This is a genomic window from Massilia agri, assembly GCF_024753255.1.
Lineage (GTDB): Bacteria > Pseudomonadota > Gammaproteobacteria > Burkholderiales > Burkholderiaceae_D > Telluria > Telluria agri.
Map to the genome: position 1 here is coordinate 1 of NZ_JANUHA010000031.1, position 25,649 is coordinate 25,649.

The following is a 25,649-nucleotide window of genomic DNA, read 5'->3' on the forward strand; positions in this document are numbered from 1 at the left end:
ATTGCCGCTCGCACCATTCGCACCGCGGATCATGCAGTTCGTCGCGCACCCCGCGCACGCGTGCATACGCGGCGCTATGCTGTCCTCATCGACCCACCGAACGGAGACGCAGGATGAAGAAAGCATGGCTGTTCATTGGCGCGCTATTGGTATCCGCCCTTGTCCCGGCGCAGGAAGCCGACCCTTACGCGAAATCGCGCGCCATCATCGAAGACCTTGGACGCATCGTGGCGCCAACCGGGGTGCAGGATTCGTACAAGACGACGATCGGCGGCGTCGAGCAGTGGCTGAACGTGCGCGGGCAAGACCGCGACAACCCCATGATCCTGTTCGTCCACGGCGGCCCGGCTGCGCCCGTGACGCCGACGATGTGGCAGTTCCAGCGGCCGATCGAGGAATATTTCACGGTGGCGAACTGGGACCAGCGGGCCTCGGGCAAGAGCTATGGCGAGACCGATCCGGCGAAAGTGGCGGACACGATCCGCATCGAGCGCTACGTCAAGGATGCGATCGAGGTGGCCGAGCACCTGAAGGTGCGCTACGGCAAGCGCAAGCTGATCCTGATGGGCCACAGCTGGGGAACGGTGGTCGGCATGCAGGCCGCGCTCGAGCGCCCCGACCTGTTTTACGCCTATGTCGGCATCGGCCAGGTGTTGAACGTGCGCGAGAACGAACGCCTCAGCTTCGACTATGCCTTCGAACGCGCGAAACGCGAGAACAATGCGCAGGCGGTCAAGGAGATGGCCTCGATCGCGCCCTACCCGGGCGACCAGCCTATCACCCGCGAGCGCATCATCATCGCGCGCAAGTGGCCGCAACACTACGGCGGCTTGAGCGCTTACCGCAGCGAATCCGGCTACTACTTCCGCGGCCCCCTGCTCTCGCCCGAATACACGCCCAGGCAGGTGAAGGACATCGACAAGGGCAATGTGCTGACCCTGGGCCGGGTGCTGCCCGCCTTCCTGGACGTCGACTTTTCACGGGTGGCGCGCTTCCCCATCCCGGTCGTGATGTTCCTGGGGCGGCACGACTACACGACGCCCACCGCGCCGACGGTGGCATGGATGGACCAGGTGGACGCGCCCTACAAGCGCGTGGTCTGGTTCGAGCGTTCCGCCCACATGGTGCCGTGGGAGGAGCCCGGCAAGCTTCTCGTCAGCCTGCTCGAGGTGGTCAGGCCGCTGGCGAAATGATCGCTTCCAGCTCGGCCGCGATTTGCCCGGCCAGCTGGTGGATGTGGAAGCCGTCGACGAAGCCGTGGTGGGCCTGCACCGAGAAGGGCAGCTCCAGCTGGCCTGCGCCGGCCTCCTTGAACCTGCCCCAGGCGAAGGACGGGATGTCTGGCTGCTTCAGCGAAGCGATCGGGTGCTGGATCGCGGTGAAGGCCAGCCAGGGGATGCAGGTGACGAACACCTGTTCCTTGGCCTGCAATGGCGTGCGCGCGGCGTACTCCATGTTCAGCGCCTCCATGTTGCTGGCCTCCTCGCGCGCCGCGATGCCGCGCGCGACGAATTCGCGCAGGTCATCGCTCCAGTCGAACTGGGCGAAATTCAGGTCATTGTGCTGGTTGATCACCGTGAAGGACGGGATCAGGCGCTCGATGCGGATCACTTCGCCGTCCAGGATCCGGTAGCGGAAGTTCTCGACCTTCAAGACCGCACGCAGGACAGCGCACAGCAGCACGTGGAAGGGCGCCAGTCCTTCCTGTTTGCACCAGGGCCGGAAGTCCGGCAACGCGAGCGGGAAGCAGATGTTCACCGCCGCGCTGTCCATCGCATCGAACAGCGCAAACCGGTCGCGCCGGCGTTCGAACTTCTCCATGCCGGCCTCTTACTGCTGCTTGTTCAGGCGGCTGTGGCGCACGCTGTACAGGAAGTAGGTCGCCACCGCCACCGCCATCCAGATGAAGAAGACGCGGAAGGTGGCCGGCGACAGGTCCTTCATGATGTACAGGCAGGCCAGCACCGACAGGCCCGGAATCACGTAGGGGCCGAAAGGCACGCGGAACTGGCCCGGCTCGCCGCGGCCCTGCTTGGCGCGGATCACCGGCACCGCGATCGAGACCACGATGAAGGCGGTCAGCGTGCCCATGCTCACCATGTCCCACAGGAAGGTCGCGTCGACCAGGCCGGCCACCGCGCCCACCACCAGGCAGACGATGACGGTATTGCTGGTCGGGGCCAGGGTGCGCTTGTTCACCTTCTGGAAGGTCTTCGGGATCAGGCCGTCGCGGCTGATCGCGTACAGGATGCGGGTCTGGCCGTAGATCGTCACCAGGGTCACCGAGAACACCGAGACCACGGCGCCCGCCGACAGCACCAGCGCCGGCCAGGCCTGGCCGGTCACGTTCTGCAGGATCACCGACAGGCCGGCCTCCTGGCCCGCGAACATGTGCGAAGGCTGGGCGCCCATCGCGGCCACGGCCACCAGCAGGTAGAAGGCGGTCACGATCAGGAGCGCGGCCAGGATGCCGATCGGGACGTTGCGGCGCGGGTTGTTGGTCTCTTCGCCGGCAGTGGCAATGGTGTCCAGGCCGATGAAGGAGAAGAACACGGTGCCGGCGGCGGCGGTCACGCCGGCCATGCCCACGTAGCCGCTGTCGGCATCCGGATTGAAGAAGGGGGTGAAGTTGGCGGTGTCGAAACCGGTGAAGGCGATCACCGCGAAGAAGACCAGGATGGCCAGCTTGACCAGCACCATGATGGCATTGGTGGTGGCCGATTCCTTGGTGCCGCGCACCAGCAGCAGGCAGCACATCGCGACCAGGATCACCGGCGGCAGGTTGAAGTTACCGGGTGTGAAATGGACGTTGTGGTGATCGGACACGAACATCGGCGAACGCAGGTGGGCCGGGATCTCCCAGCCGAAGGCATTCAGGAGGAAGTTGTTCAGGTAGTCGGACCAGCCGATCGCCACCGCGCTCCCCGCCAGCCCGTATTCGAGCAGCAGGCAGGCCGCAACGATGAAGGCGGCAAACTCGCCCACGGTCGCATAGGCGAAGGAATAGGAGGAACCCGCGGCCGGCACCCGGCCCGCCAGTTCGGCGTAGCACAGCGCGGTCAGGCCGGCGGTGAGCGCAGCCAGCAGGAAGGACAGGATCACGGCCGGACCGGCCTTCGGCACCGCTTCGACCATGGTGAAGAAGATGCCGGTGCCGATGGTGGCGCCGACGCCGATCATGGTCAGCGGGAACAGGCTGAGCGAGCGTTGCAGGCCACCGCCTTCCGTGGCCTCCCCGTCATGGTGACGGTCAGCTGTTTTGGTACGGATCAGCTTTTGGCCCAGGGTCAGATTCACGGCATGTCCTTTGGTGGCGCGGTTAACAGGCTCGGCGGCGTTAATCATCCGCCAATCAAAACCTGCGATTATAGGGGCTGTTGAGTCTGTGCCGAAAAATAGTTTGCTTAAACATGCATTTGTTGAGCATCTTTGATAGAATGGCTGCGTCCGCACGAATCCCAGTCCGTCCGGACCATTTTTTCGGCTATAAACATGCATAATTAATGCATCAATAAGGACAACACCATCATGATCTCGACCGCTTCCCGTCCCTATATCGACGCTTCCGTTCCCGTGCTGCGCGAGCATGGCCTGAGCATCACCAGGACCTTCTATGCCAGCATGTTCGCCGCCCACCCGGAGCTGAAGAACCTGTTCAATATGGGCAACCAGGCCAGCGGCGCACAGCAGCAGTCGCTGGCCTCGGCGGTCTTCGCCTATGCGGCGAACATCGGCAATGCGGCCGCGCTGGGACCGGTCGTGAGCCGCATCGTGCACAAGCACGCCTCGGTGGGCATCCGCGCCGACCACTACCCGATCGTCGGCCACCACCTGCTGGGCGCGATCAAGACCGTGCTGGGCGATGCCGCCACCGAGCCGCTCCTGAAAGCCTGGGAAGAGGCCTATACCTCGCTGGCCCGCCTCCTGATCGATGCGGAAGCGAAGATGTACCTTGAGGCAGGCGTGCAGCCGGGCGCGACCCGCCCGATGCGCGTACTGGACGTGGTGCGCGAGAGCGAGAACGTGATCGCGATCCGCCTCCAGCCCGAAGGCGGCGCCCTGCCTCCCTTCAAGGCCGGCCAGTACGTGAGCGTGGCGGTGGACTTCCCTGACGGCCATCGCCAGCTGCGCCAGTACAGCCTCTCGGACGCGCCGGGCAAGGACGCGATGCGCATCTCCGTCAAGCGCGAGGATGGCGGCGCCCACCCGGCGGGCGAGGTCTCGACCTGGCTGCACGCCAACGTGAAGGCGGGCGACGTGCTGCAGGTGAGCCACCCCTTCGGCGACTTCCTGCCGGATACCGAATCGAACGAGCCGGTGGTGCTGCTGTCGGCGGGCATCGGCATCACGCCGATGATCGCGGCCCTGAACCGCATCGCGGCGGTTGCCCCGGAGCGCCGCGTGATCTTCGCCCATGCGGCGCGCAACAAGGCCCACCACGCGCACCAGGCTGACGTGGCGGCGGCGCAGGCACGCATGCCGCACCTGCACGTCGTCACCTTCCACGAGGAAGGCGAGGAAGCGAATGTCCTGAAAGGGAAGATGGAACTGGCGCGCCTGCCTTCGTGGCCGCGCGGCGAGACCGACGTCTACCTCTGTGGCCCCCTGCCCTTCATGCAGGCGCAGTGGAAGGCCCTGCTGGAGGCCGGCGCCCCGGTAGGCAAGCTGCACCGCGAAGTCTTCGGTCCGGACCTGCTGGACAACCTGCTGTAAGCCCATGCTTCGGCGCCGGCCGAAGCATCGCGGCCGGCAAGCGCATACAGTCTCGCCATGCTTGAACTGGCGAGACCCGCATGGAACTGATCCACTACCTCAACCAACACTTCCTCACCCACGCACAGCTGCTGGCACGCTGCGCCCTCGAACCGGGCCAGCTGCAGCAGTGGCAGGCGCGCCGCATGATGCCGCGCGCCTCCTATCGCCTGCGCCTGGGCATCCTCTGCGATTCCTTCTTCGGCGAGCACCGCGAACAGGTAGCCGCCGACTACTACGCCAAGGGCTACGTCTCCTGGGTCGACGTCCTGCAGTCGGTGGACGGCGAGCCTGAGGCCTTTGCCGTGTTCGCAGGGCGCTACCGCGCGCGCCTGGAGCAGCTTGCGACGTCAGGGTTCGACCTTCCCGGCCGGCTGGCGGAGGAAGCCCACCTGGCCGCCGAATGGGGGCACTTCCTCGACGGTACGTATGGACTGTGCACGGTATCCGGCCTGCCGGAAGACATTGCGGCCAAGGAGCTGGCCATCACCTTGATCCGGGAAGCGAATGGCGGCGCACAGCTGCGGCGCTGCGTCGACCTGCTCGACAGCGCCAGCAGTCCCTTCGCCCCGCACGAAGTGGCGCGCAGCTCGCGCCACCGCTACGTGGACGAGATGCGCCGGGTGCACGGCCTGTAGATCAGTCCAGCAGCTGCACGCCCTTGCCGCTGATGCTGCTCTGCACCGGCTGCCCATACACCCGGATGCCGCCGGAACCGCCGCCATGGGCGACCAGCGACCCCTTCACGGTGGCGCGGATGCCGCCCGAACCGGACGAGACCAGGTCGGCTTCCTGGGCCGACAGCGCGGCCAGGTCGACGCTGCCCGAGCCGGAGACGCGCGCGTTCAGCGAACGCACGCGGCCGGCCGCCTGCAGCACACCCGATCCGGAGACCTGCACACGCGCATAGTCGCCCTGCACGTCGCCGACGTTCATGCGGCCGGAGCCGCTGACGCCCAGGTCCGCACTGGCGCTGCGCAGCTCACCCGCATCGAGGGTGCCGGAGCCGCTCACCCGCGCGTTCAGGCTCTCGACCTTCCCCGCCAGGCGGATCTGTCCCGAACCGCTCTTGTGCACGTCCAGGGGCGCGCCGGCAAGCTCGCTCACCACGACCTTGCCGGCGCCGCCGGCACGCACCTCGGACAGGCGCGGTGTCGTATAGACGACGCGCATCGGGGTCTTGCTGCGCAGGAGGCGGTCGCCCGTGACCAGGAGCGTGTTGCCGCGCGCCTCGGTACGGATATAGGGCAGCAGGTTGCTGTCGGCTTCCACTACCAGCGAAGGCGCCTGGCCGACCCGCACCTCGACCTGCATCGCGCCGCCGGTCTCCAGCCTGCCATGCGTCCCCACCGTGCGCTCGTCGCGCGCCGCCACGCCGTTGCCCTCCACGACATCGTTGCTGAAGACCGAACGCATATGCACATCGCCATTGTCCGGCACGACGATGATCGCGCAGCCACCCAGGGTGGCGAGGGCGGCGGCGGTAGCGAGGGCAAGAAGCGTGCGCATGGAGATATCCTGTGGTTGGTGATGAAGTAGCATCACTGTAATCACCACGCCGGACCCGCGCCCACGGTCTGCGACAGGCTGCAGAAAATGGTGGATGAGCTGCGGCAGGGAGGAGGGAGCGATCAGCGCTGGCCGAGCCGCGTGCTGCCGAACAGCTCCTTGTACTCGCGCGGCTGCGAGCGCCAGTACTGCGGCGGGGCGAATGCCTGCTCGCCCAGCTCGGCCGCCGCATGCCAGGGCCAGCGCGGATCGTAGAGCATGGCGCGCGCCAGCCCCACCACGTCGGCCTGGTCCTGCTGCAGGATCGCTTCCGCCTGCCGCGGTTCGGTGATCAGGCCGACGCCGATGGTCGGCAAGCCCGTTTCCCGCTTGATGCGTTCGGCGAAGGCGATCTGGTAGCCCGGCCCGACCGGGATCTTCTGCTGCGGCGACAGGCCACCGCTGGAGACGTGCATGAAGTCGCAGCCGCGTGCTTTCAGTTCCAAGGCGAAGCGCACGCTCTGCTCGATCTCCCAGCCGCCCTCGACCCAGTCGGTGGCCGAGATGCGCATGCCGACCGCCATCTCCCGCGGGACGGCGGCGCGTACCGCGTCGAAGACCGCCAAAGGAAAGCGCATGCGGTTCTCCAGCGAACCGCCGTAGTCGTCCTCGCGCCTGTTCGACAAGGGAGAGAGGAACTGGTGCAGCAGGTAGCCGTGGGCGCCATGCAGCTCGATGCCGTCCAGGCCGAGGGCATGGGCGCGTTTGGCAGCCGCCACGAAGCCTTCCCTGATGCGCGCCAGGCCGTCCGCATCCAGCGCCAGCGGCACGGTTTCCCCTTCCGCGTGCGGCACGCTCGATGGCGCGACGGTCTGCCAGCCGCGCGGCTGGCCGGGCGGAATGTTGGCCCCGCCCTCCCACGGCACCTCGCTCGAGGCCTTGCGGCCGGCATGGGCCAGCTGGACGGCGATCCTGATGGGCGAGTGGCGGCGCATGGCGCGGATGACGGGCGCCAGCGCTTCCTGGTGGGCATCCAGCCACAGGCCCAGGTCGTCGGGTGAGATGCGGCCCTCGGGCGTGACGGCGGTCGCTTCGATGATGAGCAGGCCGGCGCCGGACAGGGCGAGGTTGCCGAGGTGGATCATGTGCCAGTCGGTGGGAAAACCGTCGACGGCGGAATACTGGCACATCGGCGCGATGGCGATGCGGTTGAACAGTTGCAGGGGGCCCAGGGTGACTGGGGAGAAAAGCTTGCTCGACATGAGGCCTCCGCTTGGCGCAAAGGCCTCAGTCTAGTGCAGCGCGGATTTCGGTGCTGCGAGCTTGAAGAAGTCAGCCGATACGGACGACCATCAGCCCCGCACGCAGGCCGACCCGCACATCCGGATTCGGGAACACGACCAGTTCCTCCTCGTGCTCGACGGTGTACACGGTGTCGCCATCGGTCGCGATCACCTCGCCCTTCTTCATCGACGTGAAGTTCCAGGTCTCGCGTCCCACCGACATGGTGAAGGCATCGGACAGCTTGATCACCTGCCGCGCCGTCGCGAACACGTGCGGCCGCAGCTTCGCTTCCCCGGCCGGCTGCCCGCGCAGCAAGCGGTCCAGTGCTTTGGACGCATCTGCAAACTGCGACAGGTCGTTCTGTCCCAGCGTGCCGACACGCCCCAGCTCCACGGTGCTGCCCGCGGCCCCGTGGTGCTCGGCCGAGTAGTAGCTATAGGTGCCCACCGACTTCGGGTTCATGATGACGGCGCCGATCGCCGCCTGCCCCAGCCAGTCGATGAGCGCCTTGCGTGGCTCGTCCGGAATGATCTCCGGCACGATCGCGAACATCGGATAGTGCGAGGGACGGATCGCCGTGTGCAGGTCGAGGTGCCAGCGCTGCGGACCCGCGCCGGCGAAGAAGTCCACCGTGGCGGCGATGAGCGCATCGGCCCGCGCCGCTTCCGCGGTGCCCGCAAGAGAACCACGGTCCGCACGGAACATGCGGTTCAGGTCCGCGTCGATGAAACGCTTGCCCTGGGCGATCGCGTCGATGTTGCCGACGCAGAGCATCAGGTCCACCGCCAGTTCGCGCGGGCTGCGCGACAGGGTTTCGATGAGCCAGGCGACCATTTCGATCGGCCCCGTTTCATCGCCGTGCACGCCCACCGACACCAGCACGGCGGGCCGGGCGGCGCCGGGCGCGCCCTTCACCGTGAGGATGCCGGGAGCCGGGAGGCCGACCGCGAAGCCGGCATCAAGGAAGCGCTGCGCGACCGAAGCGAAATCCGCTTCGGCCAGGGCGCGCACCGCTTCCGGCAGCGCGCCTTTACCTCCGTTCTCCGCCGCGCTCATCGGCTTACGCAGCCAGACGGTCCGGATTCGAACCTTCCGACAGCGCCCACACGTCCAGCATGGCCTGCTCGAGGTCCGTCGGCTGCGCGAAGCCGCTCAGGCCGCGCGCTTGCGTGACCGCCTTGACGGCTGCCTGCGGATCGCCGCCGGTGCCGGCCTGCTCGATCACCTGCAGCAGCAGGCGCTGCTGGGTGCGGCGCAGGGCCTGCATCGCGTAGTTGCGCAGCTGTTCCTGCGACTTGCTCTGTGCCGGCAGCTTCAGGCCGCGCTCGAGCATGTCGATGCCGGCCTGCTGGCGGAGCAGCATGCCGACCTGCAGGAACTGGGCCAGGCTCATGCCGCTCGGACGCTGCACCGACACCGCCGCGAACAGGAAGGTGGCCAGCGACTCGATGGTCTCGACCGCCTTCCAGGCTGCCGTGAAGGAAGCCGGCAGGCCGCTGTGGCCATCGGCTTCCGAACGGGCCGGGGTGAGCGAACGCAGCTGGTCGGCCTGGCCGAACAGCGTGGACAGCTCGGCCATGCCGTCGGTACCTGCCGGCAGCGACAGCACGCCTTCGATCACGGCGCGCAGCAGGGCGCGGGTGCGGGTATCGACCGCCATCGAGACGTCACGCGGCACCTTCAGCGCATCGGCGTCGAGGGCATCGAACACCGGCGCCAGGTGCAGGGCCGACCAGGCGCGGGCCCAGGCCTTCACCACCTCGGTTTCCTCGACTCGGTGCTCGGCCGCCAGGTCGCGCAGCATCAGCGGACCGCAGCGGTTGACGGCTTCGTTGGCCAGCACGGTCGCCAGGATGGCGTTGGCCAGCGGGTGGTTCAGCGGGTTGCGGGTGGCGACCAGCTGGGCCGGGAAGTAAGGACGCAGCAGCGACTCGGCCCAGCTTTCGCTGGTGAGGTCGATGGCCAGCAGGGTGCGCTTGAAGCGGTTCTTCACGTTGGCGATGACCACGGCCAGTTCCGGCGCCGACAGGCCCAGGCCCAGCGCCTTGCGGCGGGCAAGCTCGGTGTCGCTCGGCAGCTGTTCCAGCTCGCGGTTGACGGCGCCCTCGCCTTCCAGGTTCGTGATCAGGGCGGCGTAGCCGTCCACGACGGACGCGGTGGCCTGGGCCTGCGCTTCGCGGGTCAGGAGGTGGGTCTGCTGCTTGTTGTCGCGCAGGACCAGGTCTTCCACGGCGCCGGTCATTTCGTTCAGCACGCGGTTACGCTCGTCTTCCGCCAGTTCGCCGGCGTTGACTTCGGTGTCCAGCCAGATCTTGATGTTGACTTCGTGGTCGGAGCAGTCCACACCCGCCGAGTTGTCGATCGCATCGGTGAAGATGCGGCCGCCGCTGAGTGCAAACTCGATACGGCCGGCCTGGGTCGCGCCCAGGTTGCCGCCTTCGGCCACCACCTTGCAGCGCAGTTCGTTGCCGTTCACGCGGATGCGGTCGTTGGCGCGGTCCTTCACCTGGGCGTGGGTCTCGTTCGAGGACTTGATGTAGGTGCCGATGCCGCCGTTGTAGAACAGGTCGACCGGCGCCAGCAGGATGCGGTGCATCAGCTCTTCCGGCGACAGCGAGGCTTCCTTGATGTCCAGGGCGGCGCGCACTTCAGGGCTCAGCTCGATCGAGCGCGCGGTGCGCGGGAACACGCCGCCGCCCTGCGAGATCAGGCTCTTGTCGTAGTCTTCCCACGAGGAACGCGGCAGTGCGAACATGCGCTGGCGCTCCTTGAACGAGACTTCGACGTCCGGGGTCGGATCCAGGAAGATGTGGCGGTGGTCGAACGCCGCCACCAGCTTCAGCTGGCGCGACAGCAGCACGCCGTTGCCGAACACGTCGCCCGACATGTCGCCCACGCCGACCATGGTCACCGGGGTGGTGCTCATGTCGTGGCCCAGTTCGTAGAAGTGGCGCTTGACCGCTTCGAAAGCGCCCTTGGCGGTGATGCCCATCTTCTTGTGGTCGTAGCCGTTCGAACCGCCCGAGGCGAAGGCGTCGCCCAGCCAGAAGCCGCGCTTGACGGCGATGCTGTTGGCGATGTCGGAGAAGGTCGCGGTGCCCTTGTCGGCGGCGACCACCAGGTAGGGGTCGTCCTGGTCGTGGCGCACGGTGTTCTCCGGCGGGACGATGGCGCCGCGCACGCGGTTGTCGGTCACTTCCAGCAGGCTGGCGATGAATTCGCGGTAGCAGGCTTCACCCTCGGCCGCCACCACTTCGCGCGGGGCGCCCTGCGGCATCTGCTTGCAGACGAAGCCGCCCTTGGAGCCGGCCGGCACGATGACGGCGTTCTTCACCATCTGGGCCTTGACCAGGCCGAGCACTTCGGTGCGGTAGTCTTCCATGCGGTCCGACCAGCGCAGGCCGCCGCGGGCAACCGGGCCGCCGCGCAGGTGCACGCCTTCGAAGCGGCGCGAGAACACGTAGATCTCGCGGTACGGACGCGGTTCCGGGGCCAGCGCCAGGTTGCTGGTGTCGACCTTGAAGATGATCTTCTCGCCGCTGTTCTGGAAGTAGTTGGTGCGCACGGTGGCCAGGGCCAGGTCGACCAGGGCCGCCATGATCTCTTCGGTGTCGGCGTGGTTCACGGTCGACAGGCCGGCCTTGAGCGCAGCCAGCTTGGCGGTGCCGGCGTTGCGCTCGGACTCGCCCAGCGCCGGATCGAAGCGCAGCAGGAAGCCGGCGACGAATTCCTTCACCAGGGCCGGCTGGGTGCGCAGGGTCTCGGCCATGTAGCGCACCGAGAACTTCGAGCCGAGCTGGCGCCAGTAGCTGATGTAGGCGCGCACCAGCTGCACTTCGCGCATCGACAGGCCGCCTTCGATGGTCAGGCCGTTCATGCGGCCGTCTTCGGCGTCGTTGTTGAAGAGGGCGGTGAACAGCTCTTCGGCCACCGGGATGATGCCCTGCTTGACCAGCTTGGCGCCGCTCTCGTCGTCCACGGCCAGCGCGGTGACGTTGTGGATGGTGCCGTCGGCGGCCTTGATGGTCCAGGTCTGCTCGCGGTCGACCGCGATACCGGCGTTCTGCAGGGCGGGCAGGATGCGCGACAGCGAAGGCACGGTCTCGCCCGAATACATGCGGATCGAGGCGTCGATGCCGTTGGCGTCGTCGCCCGGTTCCACGCGCACGGTGACGCGGTCCGACTTGCCATTCTTCAGCAGGGCCTGCAGGTCGCGGAAAGCGGTTTCCGGCGCGGTGTTGGTGACAAACGAGACCGGCAGGTTGGCGCCGAGCTTACGCAGGCTGCTGCGCAGGGCGTGGTCTTCGATGGTGTTGGTCGCCGTGGCGAAGCGGTCATGCCAACCGTCCAGCACCGACAGCAGCGGCTGCTGGATGTCGGTTTCCAGGTCCAGCGGGTAGCGCGCGGCATGGGCGATCAGGTAGACGCGGGCCAGCGGGCCGTCGGCCACCAGGGTCTGCACGCGCACGTCGCGGGCGCCCGAGCTGTCCTTCAGGGCCGAGGCCAGGCTGGCGGCCACGGCGGCGCTGTAGCGCTCGCGCGGCAGGTAGACCAGCACGTTCAGGTGGCGCGCGTACACGTCGCGGCGTGCGAAGACTTTCGGACGCGGCTGCTTGTACAGCGACACGACCGAGGAGCACACCTGGGCCAGCCATTCCGGATCGGCTTCCAGCGCTTCGGTGCGCGGCAGCGACTCGAGGATCTCGACGAACTTCTCGGCGCGGAAGCCTTCCTGGCGCACGCCGGCGATCGACAGCACCTTGGCGACGCGGCCGCGCGCGAAAGGCAGGCGCGCCAGCGGGGTCGCGGTGGCGGCGCGGGTGAACAGGCCGACGAAGCAGTGCTCGCCCAGGATCTTGCCCTGGGCGTCGGTGTCGCGCACGCCGATGAAGTCGAGCGGCTGGTCGCGGTGCAGGGTGCCCTCGACGTCGGCCTTGACGATCGACAGGGTGTCGGCGCGGCGCGACAGGGTTTCGAAGTCGCCCGGGATGTTGGCCAGGCAGGTGCCGTAGACCGGGTGGGCGGTGTCGGCCAGCACGCCGATGCGGCTCGGGATGTCGCGCTCGAGTTCGCGCGCGCCTTCCTTCACGATGTAATAGGCGTAGCCGAAGGGCTCGAAGCCTTCGTTCTTGGCCCACTCGAGGAAGGCGGCCACTTCCTGGCCTTCGGCGCTGCCGGCATTCGCGCTGGCGGCTGCCACGGCAGTCATGCGGTCGGCCATCTTGACGGCATCGCGGTGCACGACGGCGGCGTCGTTGGCGACCATGCGGATGCGCGCGGTCAGGGCGTCCAGTTCGGAGAATTCGAGCTCGTCGCTCATCAGGATCAGCACGATCGATTCCAGCGGGGCGCCGGCTTCGCCGACCGAGACGGCGGTGCCGGCGCCATCGCGGCGCACCGGCAGCACGGCGTTCATCACGCCGGCGGCCGTCTGGCGCTCCTTGCGCAGGGCCATGACGAAGGAATCGACCAGGTAAGGCATGTCGTCATTCAGGATCAGCAGCGCGGTCGCCATGCCGCCGCGCGCGTCGGTATAGCGCATCTGCGCGATCTGGCAGCCGGGCGCGGTGCGCTGGGCCAGCTGCGAGAAACCTTCCCACAGCACCGGCGCCAGGCTCGCGGGCGCGGTGCCGGCCAGGTCCTCGTCGTCGAGGGAACCGAGCCAGGCGCTGATCAGGGCGCCGACCTGCCCGGAGGCGGCGGCGTGGTTTGCGTTGACCAGGGTAAGCGTCTGGTTGCGCAAATCTTGAGACATGTCGTTCATGTTGCTTCTCCAAAGTTTGTGTGCCGGGGGGGCGTTCTGGCTTGTGGCTTCGCGCCGCCCCTGCTTTATATGGACGGGGTTGTCCCGTCCGAATTCCGTGTGCGCCTGCTTCGCTCCGCCTGCGCGTCAATCCGGTATTAGAACATGCCGCATCGGCCGGGTCACCCGTGCCGTGCGGCGCTCGAGTATTACGAAAGGTCGTACAGGGCGGGCAGGCCGAGGATGCGTTCCAGCTCCTCGAGGGCGGCCGCGCATTCGATCGCCAGCTGCGGGTCGGCCAGGTCCTTCGGCTCGATGCGGTCGCGGTAGTGCTTCTCGACCCAGGCCACCAGGCGCGCATACAGCTCCTCGGTCATGATCACGCCGCCGTGCATGGCCGCCGCTTCCTCGTCGGTCAGCGCGACGCGCAGGCGCAGGCAGGCCGGGCCGCCGCCGTTGCGCATGCTCTGGCGCAGGTCGAACTCGATCAGCTCGTCGATCGGGCCGCCGCTCGCCACCAGGCCGGCCAGGTAGCGCGACACGGCCGCGTTCTCGCGGCACTCGTGCGGCACCACCAGGGCCATGCGGCCGTCCGGTTTGCTGAGCAGCTGGCTGTTGAACAGGTAGCTGGCCACGGCATCCGCCACCGGCACCTCGCCGCTGGCCACGCGCACCGGCACCAGGTCGGTGTCGACGGCGCCCATGGCGCGGCGCAGGGCGTCGAGGGTCGCGGCTTCGTCGAAGAAAGCCTGGTCGTGGTAGAACAGCACATTGCCGTTGCCGACCGCGATCACGTCGTTGTGGAACACGCCCTGGTCGATCACGTCCGGGTTCTGCGACGCGAACACGGTGCGCGCCGGGTCCAGGCCGTGCAGGCGGGCTACCGCCTGCGAGGCTTCCAGGGTCTGGCGCGCCGGGTATTTTTTCGGGCCCGGCGCGGACGGGTCGAACTCGACGCGGCCGTAGACGAAGAACTCGACGCCGGCGGCGCCGTGCGAAGCGGCGAAGCGCGTGTGGTTGGCCGCGCCCTCGTCACCGAAGGCCGGCACCGGCGGCAGCGCATCGTGCACCACGAAGCGGTTGCTGTCGCCGAAGATCGCGCGCAGGGTGCGGGTGGCCTGCACGTGTTCTTCCGAGCGGTGCAGCTTGTTGTTCAGGTTCGCGGCCGTGAAGTGCACGCGCCGATCCTGCGTGTCGCTTGATGGGCTCACGGTGGCCGCGTTGGCGGTCCACATCGGCGCGGCCGAGTAGGCGCAGGCCAGGATCACCGGCGCCTCGCGCCAGGCGCGCGCCAGCACGTCGGCGTCCGTTCCGGAAAAACCGATGCGGCGCAGCAGGCGGAAGTTCGGACGCGCCTGCGGCGGCATCACGGCCTGGGCGAAGCCGCGCGCAGCCAGGGCGCGCATCTTGGCCAGGCCCTGCAGGGCGGCCTGGCGCGGGTTGGAAGCGCTCCTGACATTGCTGAAGGACGCGACGTTGCCGAAGGACAGGCCGGCGTAGTTGTGGGACGGGCCAACCAGGCCGTCGAAGTTGTATTCGCGAGCGGTACGCATGATTTAGAAGGACAGTCCCGGCGACAGCTTGGCCGGCATTTCGAGTTCCGCCGTCTCGATCGAGGCGACCGGGTAGGCGCAGTAATCCGCGGCGTAGTAGGCGCTCGGGCGGTGGTTGCCCGACTTGCCGACGCCGCCGAACGGGGCCGAGCTGGCCGCGCCGGTGGTCGGGCGGTTCCAGTTGACAATGCCGGCGCGGGCGCGCACCGCGAAGCGCTTCCACAGTTCTTCGGAGGGCGACAGGAGCGCCGCGGCCAGGCCGAATTCGGTGGCGTTGGCGGCGCGCAGCGCCGCGTCGAAGTCCTTCACGCGGATCACTTGCAGCAGGGGGCCGAACCACTCTTCGTCCGGGATGCCTTGCGCGTCGGTGGTATCGACGATGCCGGCGGTGACGAAGCCGGCGTTCGGGTCCAGCTGGCGCATCTGCAGCAGCACTTTGCCGCCCTTCTCCACCATCTCGGCCTGGGCCTGCACCAGGCGCGCGGCCACCGTGCTTGATACCACGGGCCCCATGAAGGGCTGGGGCTCGGCGTTCGAAGCGCCGACCTGCAGCTTCGATGCGACCTCCACCAGGCGGTCGAGGAAGGCTCGCGCCTGCGGCGTATCCTGGATGATCAGGCGGCGCGCGCAGGTGCAGCGCTGGCCGGCCGAGATGAAGGCCGACATCACGGTGTGGTGGACGGCGGCGTCCAGATTGTCCACGTCCCAGACCACCAGCGGATTGTTGCCGCCCATTTCCAGCGCCAGCATCTTGCCCGGCTGGCCGCCGAACTGCTTGTGCAGGGCGGTGCCGGTCTGGCTGCTGCCGGTGAACAGGATGCCGTCGATGCCGTCGTTCTGGCCGAGCGCCATGCCGGTCTCGCGGCCGCCGTTGACGAGGTTCAGCACCCCCTTCGGCAGGCCGGCCTGCTCCCACAGCTGCATGGTCTTGACGGCCGTGCGCGGCGCGTACTCGCTCGGCTTGAACACCACGGTGTTCCCGGCGATCAGGGCCGGCACGATGTGGCCGTTCGGCAGGTGGCCGGGGAAGTTGTAGGGGCCGTAGACGGCGAACACGCCATGCGGGCGGTGGCGCAGCACGGCATTGCCATCGGCGACCTTGTTGGCCGTTTCTCCGGTGCGGCTGCCGTAGGACTGGACCGAGATGTCGATCTTGTTCGCCATCGTCGTCACTTCCGTGCGCGCTTCCCACAACGGCTTGCCGACTTCCTCGGCAATGGTGGCGGCCAGTTCCTCGCTGTGTTCCTTGAGCAGGTCGCGGAAACGGTTCGCGATCGCGATACGCTGTTCCAGCGGAGTCAAGGCCCAGGCTTCGAAGGCGGCGCGGGCGGCCCGCACGGCGCGCGCCACGTCGTCGCTTGTGGATTCATTGCTGGTCCAGGTCTGGCGGCCGGTGGACGGGTCGATGGTGGCCAGTTCGCGGCCGCTGCCGGCGAGCCAGGCGCCGTCGATGTAGTTCGAGAGATTAGGCATGCGCGTTCTTCCTTGTATTGAGTGGCAGCGTGCGCACCTCGTCGCCCGCCTGCACGTGCAGCTGCGACAGCTCCTGGGCGCTCAGTGCGATATGGGCGGCGCCGGGCACGCCGCGGGTCAGGATCATGCGGAAATCGGCCAGGCGGGTGTTCGACACCAGCAGGTGTTCGGTCTCCCCTTCCTCGCTTCCTTCCTGGGCCACGGCCAGCACGCTGTCGCGCACCGCGCGCAGCTCGGACACGCGGCCCTGCAGCACCGGGCCGGCATCGAAGATGTCGACGTAGCCTTCGTAGTGCATGCCCTCGTTTTCCAGCAGCTTCCTGGCCGGCTGGGTCGAGGTATGGACCTTGCCGATCACCTCGCGCGCCGATTCCGGCAGGTAGTCCACGTACAGCGGCTGGCGCGGCATCAGTTCGGCGATGAAGGATTTCTTGCCGATCGCGGTCAGGCCGTCGACGTGGTCGAAGTCCATCTTGAAGAAGTGGCGGCCCAGGCCTTCGTAGAAGGGCGAGACGCCGTTCTCGTCCTGGTAGCCGCGCATCTCGGCGATGATCTTCTCGGTGAACAGCTGCTGGAACTGGGCAATGAAGAGGAAGCGGCTTTTCGACAGCCACTTGCCGTTGAAGCCGGCGCGATACTGCGGCAGCAGGAACAGCGAGCACAGTTCGGAGGAGCCGGTCAGGTCGTTCGACAGGTACAGGGTCTCCATCCGCGTGAACACATTCAGTTCGCGGCTGCAGTGCACCAGGGTGCCGATGCGGTAGTTGTAGAAGGGTTCGGTCAGGCCGACCGCGCCCTTGATGGCGCACACGCCGGCGATGCTGTTGTCCTCGGTATGCTCGAGCACGAACATGTAGTCGCGCTTTTCGGGCGGGATGGTCTCGTTGAAGGACGCAACCGCGGTGGCGACGCGGTCGCCCAGCATCTTGCGGTCCGGCTTGAGGGTGGTCATGCCGCTGCCGGCCTGGCGCGCCATCTCGATCAGGGCGTCCAGGTCGGCGGTTTGTACTGCACGGATAACGAGCATGTCGTCCTCTCTCAAATGCGCACGCAGGTGACGGTGTCGCCGGCGGAGACGCCGAGCGCCTGCTGGGCGTCGCGCGGCAGGCAGATCGCCTGCGCGGTCTCGACCGGCGGGCAGGCCGCGATCACGGCGCGGAAATTCTGTTCGGTGCTGGCCACCGCATACGTCACCAGCTCTTCGGTGCCCGCCGCACGGCCGGCGTTCTCGACCTGGCGCAGCTGGGAGCCGCAGAAGGAGCGCAGCGAATTCTTGTGGGCCTGCAGGATCGGGCCGCCGTCGAAGATGTCGATGTACTCGTCGGCCTCGAAGCCTTCCTGGGTCAGGAGCTTGAAGGCCAGCTGGCCGCTCGGGTGGATCTGGCCCAGCACGGCCTGGGCGTCTTCCGGCAGCAGCGGCACGTAGACCGGGTAGTGCGGCATCAGCTCGACGATCAGGGTGCGGTTGCGGGCGCCGTCGATGACGCGCTCGGCGTCGAGGAAGTCCATCTTGAAGAACTTGCGGCCCAGCGCATTCCAGAAGGCCGACTGGCCGTTGGCGTCGGTCACGCCGGCCAGCGGCACGAAGAAGCGGTCGCCGAAGCGGTGCGGCGCCAGCATCGCGTACAGCAGGCGCGCGCGCGACAGCAGCGCGGCCTCCTGTCCCGCGGTCTCGCGGTGGCGGATGTAGAAGCCCGACAGGTGCGAGCAGGCCGTGAGCTCCGAGCACAGGGTCAGGGCATGCACGCTGTGGCTGATGTTCAGGTCGCGCGAGACCTGCTGGATCACGTCGTTGCGGAAGGCGAAATAGGTGCCGTTGGAACCGGCCGAGGCATGGATGGCGGCGGTGCCGACCACCTCGCGCGAGCGCAGGTCTTCCAGCACGAACTGGTAGGACTCTTCGCTGGGAATGTCGACGTGGGCGGCGAAGGAAGCGATCGAACGCTCGACCGCCGCGACGATGGCTTCGCGGGTGCGCGGCAGCGTGTGCAGGCCGGGAATCGACACCGCGGCCATTGCCTCGAGGGCGCCGATGTCCGCGCGATCTACCGGACGAACTACGTACATGCGAACTCCTGGTAAGGGGTCAGGTCGTTGATCTCAAACGGCGAGGCCGGCCGCGCCTTTCCAGACGGGCCGGCCACGCGTGTACACCGATCAAGCGGCGATGAAGGCCTCGACGGCTTCGCGCATCAGGCGATCGGCCTCGGCGATCTGCTCGTCCGAGACGATCAGCGCCGGCGCCAGGCGCACGACATCCGGGCCGGCGATCAGGAGCATCAGGCCGAGCTTCTCGCAGGTCTTTGTGTAGTCCTTGGAGCGGCCCTTGTAGGCTTCCGCCATCGGCAGGCCGATCAGCAGGCCCATGCCGCGCGCCTTGCCGAACACCTCCGGGTAGTCGCCCGCGAGTTTCTCGAGGTTGGCGAAGATCTTGGCGCTCGCTTCCTTGACGCGGGCCAGGAAGGCGGGCTGGTTGATGGTTTCGACCACGTTCAGGCCGACGGTCGCCGCCAGCGGGTTGCCGCCGTAGGTGGTGCCGTGCGAGCCGACGTTGAAGTGCTGGCCGATCTCGTCGGTGGTCAGCATGGCGCCGATCGGGTAGCCGTTGCCCAGGGCCTTGGCCGAGGTCAGGATGTCCGGGGTGACGTTCATCTGCTGGTAGGCGAAGAACGAGCCGGTACGGCCCACGCCCGACTGCACCTCGTCGAACACCAGCACGGCGCCGGTCTGGTCGCAGATCTCGCGCAGCGCCTTCAGGTAGTCCGGGTTGCCAGGGATGACGCCGCCCTCGCCCTGGATCGGCTCGACGATCACGGCGGCGACATCATCGGTGATGGCGGCGCGCGCCGCTTCGATGTCGTTGTAGGGAATGTGGCTCAGTTCCTGCGGCAGCGGCTCGAAGCCTTCGGTGTATTTCGGCTGGCCGCCCACCGAGACGGTGAACAGGGTGCGGCCGTGGAAGGACGAGAGGCAGGACACGATGCGGGACTTGTGCGGGCCGAACTTGGTGTGCGCGTACTTGCGGGCCAGCTTCAGGGCCGCTTCGTTGGCTTCGGCGCCCGAGTTGCAGAAGAAGGCGCGGTCGGCGAACGTCGCTTCGGTCAGGGCCAGGCCCAGGCGCAGCACCGGCTCGTTGGTGTAGCCGTTGCCGAGGTGCCAGAGGGTGTTGACCTGCTTGGTGAGCGCGTCGACCAGCACCGGGTTGCAGTGGCCCAGGCTCGAGACCGCGATGCCCGAGGTGAAGTCCAGGTAACGCTTGCCTTCCTGGTCCCACACGTCCAGGCCCGCCGCGCGCACCGGCACCATGGCGGCCGGGGCGTAGGTCGGGACGAGGACTTCGTCGAAGGTCTGCCGAGTGACAGGCCGCGTGGTGACACCCGAATCAAGCTTTGCGTTCATGGCTTCTTCCTCATCTGTTCAAGAAGGTTGTGCGCGGCTCAAGCGTCGCGCAGGATCGAGCCATTATAGAAACGCTACCTGACAAGTTCTTGCAGAAGTGCGACAGGGATTTTCGTTTTTGGTCGGGAAATATTATGGGATTGGCTACTGTCCCAGCTTGCGCTGCCGCTCTTCCCTTGGCGTATTGCCGAACAGGGCCCCGAAAGCCGTCGAAAAGTGCGAGCCGGACGAGAAGCCGCACATCAGCCCCACCTGCACGATCGAGTGGTTGGTGTCGATCAGCAATTTGCGCGCCCTTTGCAGGCGCAATTCGAGGTAGTAGCGCGAAGGCAGGCTGCCCAGGTATTGCTTGAACAGGCGTTCCAGCTGGCGCCGCGAGATGCCGGCCAGCTGGGCGATCTCGTCGGTCGAAAGCGGTTCCTCGATATTCGCTTCCATCAGGGCCACCGCCTCGGTCAGCTTGGGCTGCAGGGTGCCGAAGCGCGCCTGCAGGGCCACGCGCTGGCGCTCGTCCTTGCCGCGCACCCGGTCCACGCACAGGATTTCCTTCAGCTGCGCCTGGACGGTCGCGCCGAACAGCATCTCGACCAGGGTCAGGGCGAAGTCGATGCTGGCGCCGCCGCCGCAGCAGGTCAGGCGGTTGCCGTCGAATTCGTAGAGATTGGGGGTGAACAGGGCCTGTTCCGCCAGAGCATTGGTATCAGGATAGAGCGCCCAAGGCAGCGCCGTGCGGATGCCGTGCAGGGCGCCGGCGTCGGCCAGCCACAGCACGCCCGCCCCCACCCCGCCCCAGAAGGGCGCGGCGCGGCAGCGCTCGACCAGGGCGCGGCAGTTGGCGGGCCGCAAGGCTGCTTCCGCCTCGTCGGCCACCAGCAGCACCAGGTGCCAGTGGCGCTGGCTGTCGGCGGCGAACTTGTCGGGACTGCGCACGTCCACGTGCAGCAGCTCGGGCCCCAGCAGCTTGGCGGCCAGGCGCAGCGGCTGCACCAGCCCCGACCAGCTCAGGGTGTCCGGCTCGCCCGCATTGACCAGCAGCACGCGCAGCGGACGCTCCCGTGCCAGGACGGACAGGTCAGCGGGCTGCATGGCAGGGGGTGGACGGCGGGATAGGCATCGGCCGTAATGATACCGGATCATGGCCCAGCCCATGCGAGCGGCCGCGGCCGTCCCGGTCCATGCGGTGCGCCGGAGCAAAGTGCCGGCGTGCGGCTATAATCCTGCCCCATGGGGGAACGATATCTAAAGAGTGTCCGGCTGCTGGCCGAGTGCATGCAGGGCTTCGAGCGTTTTTCCGGCGAGTCGGTGCGCCAGCATGGCCTGACGCACGCGCAGTTCGATATCATTGCCACGCTGGGCAATACGCCCGGCATGAGCTACAAGGAACTCGGCGAGCGCACCCTGATCACCAAGGGCACGCTGACCGGCGTGATCGAGCGGCTGGAACAGAAAGGCCTGGTGCTGCGCGAACGCAGCAGCGAGGACAAGCGCTCCTTCTTCGTGCGCCTCACACCCGCCGGCGAAGGGGTATTCTGCGACGTGTTCCCGCAGGTCGTGGCGCACGGCAAGCAGCTGTTCGCCGGCTACAGCGAGGCCGAATTCGACGCCCTTGACAGCGCTCTGCGCCTGCTGCGCGAGCGCATCGCGCTGGGCGGCATGCCCCCGTCTTCACCAACTAAAAAGGAAGTGCCTTGAAAACATCCCTGATCGAAGGCAAAAAGCCTGCCCATTTCGACAAGCACATCATCGGTAACCTGCTGCTCGACGTTGCGCCGCTCGACGAAGTCAAGGAAGAGCCGATGATCATCGGCGTGCGCAACGAAGCGGGCGAGATCTACCGCCTCATCGGCGCAACCAAGCTCAACAGTTTCATGAACGCGGTCGAGGAATTGGCCGACCTGGGCCTGGAAGACGAGCTCGAAAACACCGAGGAACAGAAGGAAGGCTGCGACGCCATCTTCGGCGAGGCTTGAGCCCCTCCCGGCCAGGCGGCAAGGCCTCTAATTAATGCCGTAAAGTAATTTTTACCGACCCGGCAATATGTTGGAGGTATAATTTTCCGATGGACCGACTCTCCGCCCTCAAGGAAATTGCCGCCCAGGCCAGCCGCGGCGAACTCAGCTTCCCGACCAATGTCGACGCCACGCTCAAGCTGCAGCGTGCGTTGAACGAACCCGACTGCCATATCGAGATGGCGGCCCGGCTGGTACAGGCCGAGCCGCTGCTGGCGGCGCGCACCGTCGCGATCGCCAACTCGGTGGCCTACAACCGCGCTGGCCACGACGTGACCAATGTCCGCGCCGCCGTGCAGCGCGTGGGCTTCCGCACCCTGGGTGCGCTGGCGGCCTCGGTCATCGTGCGCCAGCTGGCCAGCGGGCTCAAGGACCCGGACCTGCGCGCCCGTGCCGACGCCCTGTGGATCCACTCGGCCCACGTGGCCGCGCTCTGCCAGGTGATCGCGCGCCGCGTCTCCTTCGTCGACCCGGAAACCGCGATGTTCGCGGGCATCGTGCACGAAGTGGGCGGCTTCTACCTGCTGTCGCGCGCGGAGGAATTCCCCGGCCTGGTCGACGGCGACGCCGACGAGTGGATCGAGCATGGCGAAGTGGCGATCGGCCGCGGCGTGCTGTCCAAGCTCGGCGTGCCGGTGCCGGTGATGGGCGCCATCGAGGCGCTGTGGAACGGCATGCGCGCCCTGCCGCCGGAAACCCTGGGCGACACCCTGCTGCTGGCCAACGACCTCGCGCCCTTCCCTTCGCCGCTGCACCAGCGCCCCGGCGCCACCACCATGCACTCGGCCGCCACCATCGATTTCATCGCCGGCGAGGGCACCCTCGCCCAGGTCCTGACGGAGTCGGCAGAAGAAGTGAAGAGCCTGACCGCCGCCTTGATCTGACGCAGGCAAGCCAAAAAAATGCCCGCTCGAGGGAGCGGGCAAAGTCCAAAACTAGGGATGTCCTGAAAGAGACGGTTCCACTTTAGGGCACGCACGGGTCCGCTTCCGTGCGCTGATTCACACAGCTGCGTTTTTTTGCATCTTTTTTCACTTCAATTGCGCTAGCGCCAACTCTGATGTGCGCCAGGCAAAAAAAACCCGCTCTCGAGGAGCGGGTGAAGTCCAAAACTAGGGATGTCCTGAAAGAGACGGGTCCACTGTAGCGCGCATGCGGCCACGCACTCGGTGCGCTGATTCACTTAGAACGGCATATTGCAGCCTGCACGCAATACGGCCGGTATCGCATGCCGCTACCGCGGAAAGAATGCCTTGGCGGGGCAGCAGGACTTGCCGGATGCTGCAGGTCCGACAACGCTTACCCGTCACGACATGCATCCATCACGCCGCCGCTTCCTCGTCCTGGCCATGGCCGAAGCCAGCCTGCTGACCCTGGCCCCCGCCCGCGCCCTGGCCGCTCCCCTCATCGAGAACGTCACCGGCCTCTACCCTGTGGAGGTTGCCAGGGTGGCCGCACCGACAAGCACGGCGGAAGTCGCGGCCGCGGTCCGCAACTGGCCGGGGAAGATCGCCGTCGGCGGCGGCCGCTACAGCATGGGCGGCCAGGTCGCCATCGCGGGCGGACTGCACCTGGACATGCGCGGCATGAACCGGCTGCTGAAGCTCGACCCCGCCGCCAGGGTGGCGCGGGTCCAGGCCGGCATGCGCTGGCGCGACCTGCAGGAGTTGCTCGATCCCCACGACCTGGCGGTACAGACCATGCAGAGCTATGCCAACTTCACGGTGGGCGGGGCGGTCTCCGTCAACGCGCACGGGCGCTACGTCGGCAATGGCCCGGTGGTGAACTCGGTGCGCGCCCTGCAACTGGTTCTGGCGGACGGCACGGTCGTGGAGGCCAGCCGCAACAGCCATGCCGCGCTGTTTCGCGCGGCGGCCGGCGGCTACGGTGCGGTCGGCGTGATCACGGAAGTCGAACTGGATCTGGCGCACAATACCCGGATCGAGCGCGTGGTCACCGAGGTGGCGCTGGGCGACTATCCCGCCTGGTTCCGCCGCGACGTCATGCGCGGGGACTGCGTCTTCCACAATGCCGACCTGCTGCCCCCGCACTTCGACGCCCCGGTCGCGGTTTCCTGGCACACGAGCGGCAAGCCGCTCACCGAAACCGCCCGCCTGGTGCCGCGCGGCCAGTCCTATGCCCTGGAGCAGAACGTCCTGTTCGCCATGACCGAACTCCCGGGCGGAGAGCTGCTGCGCCGCCAGGTGATCCACCCGCTGCTGCTGGACAAGCCGGCGGTGAAATGGCGCAACCACGAGGCCAGCCTCGACGTGGCGGAGCTGGAGCCGCGCACGCGCCGCATCTCGACCTATGTGCTGCAGGAGTATTTCATCCCGGTGCGGCATTTCGCCGGTTTCGCCCGGGCGATGGCCGCCGTCATCCGGCAACACGGGGCCCAGGTGCTGAACGTGTCGGTGCGCCATTCACCGCCGGATACCACCAGCCTCCTGCCCTGGGCCAAGGAGGAGGTATTCTCCTTCGTCCTGTATTACAAGCAGCGCACCGGCAAGGCTGCCCGGGAAGAGGCCGGCGCCTGGACCCGCGCCATGATCGACACCGCCCTGCGCTTCGGCGGGCGCTACTACCTGCCCTACCAGCTGCACGCGACGCGCGCGCAGTTCGAGGAGGCCTATCCGGAAGTGGCGGCCTTGCGCAGCCTGAAGCGCCGCCACGACCCGGACGGAAAGTTCTCCAACAGCCTGTGGGCGCGCTACCTCTAGGGCGGAGGACAAAAAAAACCCGCTCCGGTTGGGGAGCGGGTGAAGTCCAAAACTAGGGATGTCCTGAAAGAGACAGCTTCACTATAGGGATGGCGTCATGCCGGCTCTGTGCGCTACCCAACATAAAGAAGCAAATCGATCGGAACGGCATAAAAAATGCCGCCGCGGCAGGGCCGGGGCGGCATTCTTGCAGACCAGGGCGCGTTTATACGACGGCGCCGTCGGTCTCGTCCTTCTCCTTGACCGGCTTGACCAGGTCTTCGCGCTTCACGCCCAGCCACATGGCCAGCGCCGCCGCCACGAACACCGAGGAATAGATGCCGAAGCAGATGCCGATGGTCAGCGCCATCGCGAAGTAGTGCAGCGCGGGGCCGCCGAACAGCAGCATCGACAGCACCATGATCTGGGTCGAACCGTGGGTGATGATGGTGCGCGAGATGGTGCTGGTGATCGCGTGGTCGATCACCTGCGGCACCGTCATCTTGCGCTGTTTGCGGAACATCTCGCGGATCCGGTCGAAGATGACGACCGATTCGTTGACCGAGTAGCCCAGCACGGCGAGGATCGCCGCCAGCACCGTCAGGGAGAACTCCCACTCGAAGAAAGCGAAGAAGCCCAGGATGATGACGACGTCGTGCAGGTTCGCGATGATGGCCGAAACGGCGAACTTCCACTCGAAGCGGATCGCCAGGTAGACGACCACACCGATCACCACCATCAGCAGCGCGTTCAGGCCGTTCTCCTGCAGCTCCTTGCCGACAGCCGGGCCGACGTATTCGACGCGCTGCAGGCTGACCAGTTCCTGGCCGGCGGCATTGACGCAGCTGGTGCGGGCGACCGTCTGGCCCTTGTCGGTTTGTACCTGGGTGACCTGCGGCGTGCCCTGCTCGGAGGCGCAGACCGCAGTGAAGGCACGGGACGAGGTGTCGGCCTGGGCCGAACCTTCGGCGATCGGCAGGCGCAACAGAACGTCCTGGGCGGTGCCGAAGCTGGTGACTTCAGGCGCTTCGAAGCCGACGCCGCGCAGCGTGGCGCGGATCTTTTCCTGGTCCGCCGCATGCGGGTAGTGCAGCTCCATCAGCGTGCCGCCGGTGAACTCCACCGAATAATGCAGGCCCTTGGTCGCCAGGAAGAACACGGCTGCCAGGAAGGTCACGATCGAGATCACATTGAGGATCACGGCGTGACGCATGAACGGGATGTCCCGTTTGATCTTGAAAAATTCCAT

Annotated in this window: 20 protein-coding genes; 7 read left to right on the forward strand and 13 right to left on the reverse strand. The window is 67.1% G+C overall.

Features of this window, described 5'->3' with window-relative positions; translation table 11 throughout:
* Nucleotides 1–113: 113 nt before the first annotated feature.
* Nucleotides 114–1,193: an alpha/beta fold hydrolase gene (locus tag NX780_RS24415; RefSeq protein ID WP_258830487.1), complete on the forward strand. Its 1,080-nt coding sequence runs from the start codon at nt 114–116 to the stop codon at nt 1,191–1,193.
* Here NX780_RS24415 and NX780_RS24420 read toward each other — a convergent pair.
* Both NX780_RS24420 and NX780_RS24425 read right to left on the reverse strand, forming a co-directional pair.
* On the reverse strand, nt 1,174–1,821 hold the full coding sequence (locus NX780_RS24420; RefSeq protein WP_258830488.1) for a CatA-like O-acetyltransferase: 648 nt from the start codon (nt 1,819–1,821) through the stop codon (nt 1,174–1,176). The two genes, NX780_RS24415 and NX780_RS24420, sit on opposite strands and share 20 nt — an antisense overlap.
* Nucleotides 1,822–1,830: 9 nt before the next feature.
* A complete protein-coding gene (locus tag NX780_RS24425) occupies nt 1,831–3,297 on the reverse strand; it encodes an APC family permease (RefSeq protein ID WP_258830489.1) in 1,467 nt (488 codons plus the stop codon).
* Between the two features lie 231 nt (nt 3,298–3,528).
* Here NX780_RS24425 and NX780_RS24430 point away from each other — a divergent pair, with 231 nt between their 5' ends.
* Nucleotides 3,529–4,713, forward strand: coding sequence for a globin domain-containing protein (locus tag NX780_RS24430; RefSeq protein ID WP_258830490.1), 1,185 nt, complete (start codon nt 3,529–3,531; stop codon nt 4,711–4,713).
* Nucleotides 4,714–4,793: 80 nt separating this feature from the next.
* A complete protein-coding gene (locus NX780_RS24435; protein WP_258830491.1) occupies nt 4,794–5,390 on the forward strand; it encodes a DUF6058 family natural product biosynthesis protein in 597 nt (198 codons plus the stop codon).
* A 1-nt stretch (nt 5,391) separates the two neighbouring features.
* Here NX780_RS24435 and NX780_RS24440 read toward each other — a convergent pair whose 3' ends face one another.
* The 10 genes from NX780_RS24440 to NX780_RS24485 all read right to left on the reverse strand — a co-directional run bounded on the left by NX780_RS24440 (nt 5,392) and on the right by NX780_RS24485 (nt 20,778).
* Nucleotides 5,392–6,261: a head GIN domain-containing protein gene (locus NX780_RS24440; protein ID WP_258830492.1), complete on the reverse strand. Its 870-nt coding sequence runs from the start codon at nt 6,259–6,261 to the stop codon at nt 5,392–5,394.
* 122 nt (nt 6,262–6,383) lie between these two features.
* Nucleotides 6,384–7,502 (reverse strand): NADH:flavin oxidoreductase/NADH oxidase, encoded by a 1,119-nt coding sequence (locus tag NX780_RS24445; protein WP_258830493.1) that lies wholly within the window; start codon nt 7,500–7,502, stop codon nt 6,384–6,386.
* A 70-nt stretch (nt 7,503–7,572) separates the two neighbouring features.
* A complete protein-coding gene (locus NX780_RS24450) occupies nt 7,573–8,580 on the reverse strand; it encodes a succinylglutamate desuccinylase (protein ID WP_258830494.1) in 1,008 nt (335 codons plus the stop codon).
* Between the two features lie 4 nt (nt 8,581–8,584).
* Complete coding sequence (locus NX780_RS24455; RefSeq protein ID WP_258830495.1) at nt 8,585–13,288, reverse strand: NAD-glutamate dehydrogenase domain-containing protein; 4,704 nt, start codon at nt 13,286–13,288, stop codon at nt 8,585–8,587.
* Nucleotides 13,289–13,476: 188 nt separating this feature from the next.
* Complete coding sequence (gene astB, locus NX780_RS24460; RefSeq protein WP_258830496.1) at nt 13,477–14,820, reverse strand: N-succinylarginine dihydrolase; 1,344 nt, start codon at nt 14,818–14,820, stop codon at nt 13,477–13,479.
* A 3-nt stretch (nt 14,821–14,823) separates the two neighbouring features.
* A complete protein-coding gene (gene astD, locus NX780_RS24465; protein ID WP_258830497.1) occupies nt 14,824–16,293 on the reverse strand; it encodes a succinylglutamate-semialdehyde dehydrogenase in 1,470 nt (489 codons plus the stop codon).
* Complete coding sequence (gene astA, locus NX780_RS24470) at nt 16,286–17,320, reverse strand: arginine N-succinyltransferase (RefSeq protein WP_258830498.1); 1,035 nt, start codon at nt 17,318–17,320, stop codon at nt 16,286–16,288. The genes astD and astA overlap by 8 nt, the downstream gene beginning before the upstream one ends.
* An 11-nt stretch (nt 17,321–17,331) precedes the next feature.
* The gene (locus NX780_RS24475; protein ID WP_258830499.1) at nt 17,332–18,360 is read right to left on the reverse strand and encodes an arginine N-succinyltransferase; all 1,029 of its coding nucleotides are present in this window, start codon (nt 18,358–18,360) and stop codon (nt 17,332–17,334) included.
* Between the two features lie 90 nt (nt 18,361–18,450).
* The gene (locus tag NX780_RS24480) at nt 18,451–19,692 is read right to left on the reverse strand and encodes an acetylornithine/succinyldiaminopimelate transaminase (protein WP_258830500.1); all 1,242 of its coding nucleotides are present in this window, start codon (nt 19,690–19,692) and stop codon (nt 18,451–18,453) included.
* 144 nt (nt 19,693–19,836) lie between these two features.
* Nucleotides 19,837–20,778 (reverse strand): GlxA family transcriptional regulator, encoded by a 942-nt coding sequence (locus tag NX780_RS24485; RefSeq protein ID WP_258830501.1) that lies wholly within the window; start codon nt 20,776–20,778, stop codon nt 19,837–19,839.
* A gap of 138 nt (nt 20,779–20,916) precedes the next feature.
* Here NX780_RS24485 and NX780_RS24490 point away from each other — a divergent pair, with 138 nt between their 5' ends.
* From NX780_RS24490 to NX780_RS24505, 4 genes are all read left to right on the forward strand, one after another.
* The gene (locus NX780_RS24490) at nt 20,917–21,384 is read left to right on the forward strand and encodes a MarR family winged helix-turn-helix transcriptional regulator (RefSeq protein WP_258830502.1); all 468 of its coding nucleotides are present in this window, start codon (nt 20,917–20,919) and stop codon (nt 21,382–21,384) included.
* Nucleotides 21,381–21,662, forward strand: coding sequence for a hypothetical protein (locus NX780_RS24495; RefSeq protein WP_258830503.1), 282 nt, complete (start codon nt 21,381–21,383; stop codon nt 21,660–21,662). Before NX780_RS24490 ends, NX780_RS24495 begins: the two co-directional genes overlap by 4 nt.
* An 89-nt stretch (nt 21,663–21,751) precedes the next feature.
* The gene (locus tag NX780_RS24500; RefSeq protein WP_258830504.1) at nt 21,752–22,585 is read left to right on the forward strand and encodes an HDOD domain-containing protein; all 834 of its coding nucleotides are present in this window, start codon (nt 21,752–21,754) and stop codon (nt 22,583–22,585) included.
* A 429-nt stretch (nt 22,586–23,014) separates the two neighbouring features.
* On the forward strand, nt 23,015–24,421 hold the full coding sequence (locus tag NX780_RS24505; protein ID WP_258830505.1) for an FAD-binding oxidoreductase: 1,407 nt from the start codon (nt 23,015–23,017) through the stop codon (nt 24,419–24,421).
* Nucleotides 24,422–24,626: 205 nt separating this feature from the next.
* On the opposite strand, the gene secF is transcribed toward NX780_RS24505, so the two are convergent.
* Nucleotides 24,627–25,649, reverse strand: a complete 1,023-nt coding sequence (gene secF, locus NX780_RS24510; protein WP_258830506.1) for a protein translocase subunit SecF — start codon at nt 25,647–25,649, stop codon at nt 24,627–24,629.

What these genes read in the sequence shown, in the direction of transcription:
- NX780_RS24415 (WP_258830487.1), top strand. Translation starts at nt 114, where the DNA reads ATGAAGAAAGCATGGCTGTTCATTGGCGCGCTATTGGTATCCGCCCTT.
- NX780_RS24420 (WP_258830488.1), bottom strand. Translation starts at nt 1,821, where the DNA reads ATGGAGAAGTTCGAACGCCGGCGCGACCGGTTTGCGCTGTTCGATGCG.
- NX780_RS24430 (WP_258830490.1), top strand. Translation starts at nt 3,529, where the DNA reads ATGATCTCGACCGCTTCCCGTCCCTATATCGACGCTTCCGTTCCCGTG.
- NX780_RS24435 (WP_258830491.1), top strand. Translation starts at nt 4,794, where the DNA reads ATGGAACTGATCCACTACCTCAACCAACACTTCCTCACCCACGCACAG.
- NX780_RS24440 (WP_258830492.1), bottom strand. Translation starts at nt 6,261, where the DNA reads ATGCGCACGCTTCTTGCCCTCGCTACCGCCGCCGCCCTCGCCACCCTG.
- NX780_RS24445 (WP_258830493.1), bottom strand. Translation starts at nt 7,502, where the DNA reads ATGTCGAGCAAGCTTTTCTCCCCAGTCACCCTGGGCCCCCTGCAACTG.
- NX780_RS24450 (WP_258830494.1), bottom strand. Translation starts at nt 8,580, where the DNA reads ATGAGCGCGGCGGAGAACGGAGGTAAAGGCGCGCTGCCGGAAGCGGTG.
- NX780_RS24455 (WP_258830495.1), bottom strand. Translation starts at nt 13,288, where the DNA reads ATGAACGACATGTCTCAAGATTTGCGCAACCAGACGCTTACCCTGGTC.
- astB (WP_258830496.1), bottom strand. Translation starts at nt 14,820, where the DNA reads ATGCGTACCGCTCGCGAATACAACTTCGACGGCCTGGTTGGCCCGTCC.
- astD (WP_258830497.1), bottom strand. Translation starts at nt 16,293, where the DNA reads ATGCCTAATCTCTCGAACTACATCGACGGCGCCTGGCTCGCCGGCAGC.
- astA (WP_258830498.1), bottom strand. Translation starts at nt 17,320, where the DNA reads ATGCTCGTTATCCGTGCAGTACAAACCGCCGACCTGGACGCCCTGATC.
- NX780_RS24475 (WP_258830499.1), bottom strand. Translation starts at nt 18,360, where the DNA reads ATGTACGTAGTTCGTCCGGTAGATCGCGCGGACATCGGCGCCCTCGAG.
- NX780_RS24480 (WP_258830500.1), bottom strand. Translation starts at nt 19,692, where the DNA reads ATGAACGCAAAGCTTGATTCGGGTGTCACCACGCGGCCTGTCACTCGG.
- NX780_RS24485 (WP_258830501.1), bottom strand. Translation starts at nt 20,778, where the DNA reads ATGCAGCCCGCTGACCTGTCCGTCCTGGCACGGGAGCGTCCGCTGCGC.
- NX780_RS24490 (WP_258830502.1), top strand. Translation starts at nt 20,917, where the DNA reads ATGGGGGAACGATATCTAAAGAGTGTCCGGCTGCTGGCCGAGTGCATG.
- NX780_RS24500 (WP_258830504.1), top strand. Translation starts at nt 21,752, where the DNA reads ATGGACCGACTCTCCGCCCTCAAGGAAATTGCCGCCCAGGCCAGCCGC.
- NX780_RS24505 (WP_258830505.1), top strand. Translation starts at nt 23,015, where the DNA reads ATGCATCCATCACGCCGCCGCTTCCTCGTCCTGGCCATGGCCGAAGCC.
- secF (WP_258830506.1), bottom strand. Translation starts at nt 25,649, where the DNA reads ATGGAATTTTTCAAGATCAAACGGGACATCCCGTTCATGCGTCACGCC.